Source organism: Methanobrevibacter sp. (genome assembly GCF_045636185.1).
GTDB lineage: Archaea > Methanobacteriota > Methanobacteria > Methanobacteriales > Methanobacteriaceae > Methanocatella.
In genome coordinates this window covers 1-1,727 of the sequence record NZ_JAZTXC010000026.1, presented here as the reverse complement: position 1 = coordinate 1,727, position 1,727 = coordinate 1, and the positions used below count along the sequence as shown (strand labels likewise).

The following is a 1,727-nucleotide window of genomic DNA, read 5'->3' as shown; positions in this document are numbered from 1 at the left end:
AAGTTTTTATTTTTAATTTAAATAGTTTAAAAAAGAGTAATACTTTAATAACATTTATATGGTTATTACTCCCAATAATAGAATAGATTATTCATTTAAGTGTTTATTTGAGTAATTATGAGATAATATTTAATAAATGTGTTGGCGAGAGTAATATGGAAATTTATATCGAAAAAGTTGCTATGATTCGACCTTTAACAAATCCAAAAAATTGTGATTTGGATTTGGAAATGGATTGGTCAATTGATTATACCCATAAAGATCAAAACAATATTGGATATAATTGTATTTTGAAATCAATTTTCTTAGATTTAAACTTTAAAATTGAAGGTATTTTAAAATTAGAGGATTTTGAGGAATTTAAAGAGGAAACATCTTCTCAAATTATTTTAAATAATTCATTTGATATGTTGATGAAAATGTTTTCTTTGACTGTACAATCAACTCATAATTTATCCCATGATGAATCTGAGGGTGATTTTGGAAGTGAAAATGTTTCTAGTGCTCTTTATAACTAATTAGGTGATATGACATGTTAGAAATAAAACACACGTTATGCCCATCCTGTAGTGTTGGTTGTGGTATTAATGTTGTTTCACATGATGGGGATGTAGTTGGAACCTATCCATATAAAAGACATCCGGTTAATGAAGGAAAAAATTGTTTAAATGGCAGAAATTCAATTGAAGTATATAAAAATAAATTAAGTAATGCTATTGTTTCAAATTCTAATGTAGACATAGATAAGGCAATTGATGAAATTTGCAGTAATCTTAAATCAAAAGATTCAGAAAAAATTACAGTATTTTGCTCCGGAAACAATAGTGTTGAAGAAATTGAAGCAATTAAAAGTTTTGCTGAAAAAAATAATTATAATATAGCTTTATATGCGGACAATATTGTCGATATTGACGGAGAAGTTGCATCTTATGAGGATGTTGAAAAAGCATCTAAACTTATTGTTATCGGAGATGTATTATATACTAATCCGTTAATTGGTAGAAGAATTATACATGCAAAAGAAAACGGAGCCAATGTTTATTCTTTCACACCGGAAAGTTCTGTAACTGCAAATGTTTCAGATGAAATCTGCGACAGTATTGATGATGTTTTAAATAATTTTGGAGATAATCTTGATGAATCATCTGTAATTTTATTTAACACTGTAAATTCATCTGAGGATTTGGCTAAAATTAAAGAGATTTCAGATAAAGCAAACTCTAAAATATTGCCTGTTTTCAGTAAATGTAATTCAAAAGGTGCTTGTGATATTGTAAAAGCCCAATCAAAAGAAGAATTTGTAGAATTATTAAACGATACTGATTTATTGCTTGTTTTCAATGATGATTTAATTCCTGAAATTGATTTCGACTTCGGATCAATTTCAACTATTGTAAGTTTCGTGCCATGTGAAAATTCAACTTCAAATGCTTCACAAATAGTTGTTCCAGTTAAATCCTGGCTTGAAAATGAAGGCAGTTTTGTAAATGCTATGGGTGAGACTCAAACATTTGATGCAGTAATTGAATCAGATGCATTAGGTGTGGATGAAGTTATTGAAAAAATCCAAAATAAATTGTGAGTGATAATATGAGTTATGTTTTAGCTAGATCAAAAAATCCGGACATTCAGGAAGCAGGAGAATGTGGTGGAGCAGTAACAAGTATTTTCAAATATTTATTAGATGAAAATATTGTTGATGGCGTATTGGCTTTATCTCCTGGTGA

General features: G+C 28.5%; 3 protein-coding genes. All 3 read left to right on the top strand.

Annotation, left to right across the window (positions count from 1 at the left end):
* Positions 1–155: 155 nt before the first annotated feature.
* Positions 156–518: a pilus assembly protein gene (locus ACKI3Q_RS01985; protein ID WP_407413768.1), complete on the top strand. Its 363-nt coding sequence runs from the start codon at positions 156–158 to the stop codon at positions 516–518.
* A 14-nt stretch (positions 519–532) separates the two neighbouring features.
* Positions 533–1,582: a hypothetical protein gene (locus tag ACKI3Q_RS01980; RefSeq protein WP_407413767.1), complete on the top strand. Its 1,050-nt coding sequence runs from the start codon at positions 533–535 to the stop codon at positions 1,580–1,582.
* Positions 1,583–1,590: 8 nt separating this feature from the next.
* Positions 1,591–1,727: coenzyme F420 hydrogenase/dehydrogenase beta subunit N-terminal domain-containing protein (locus tag ACKI3Q_RS01975; protein WP_407413770.1), on the top strand; the 137-nt coding region annotated here is incomplete at its 3' end.

Bases quoted from the DNA above. Each gene is read 5' to 3' on its own strand.
- ACKI3Q_RS01985 (WP_407413768.1), top strand. From the start codon at position 156: ATGGAAATTTATATCGAAAAAGTTGCTATGATTCGACCTTTAACAAAT.
- ACKI3Q_RS01980 (WP_407413767.1), top strand. From the start codon at position 533: ATGTTAGAAATAAAACACACGTTATGCCCATCCTGTAGTGTTGGTTGT.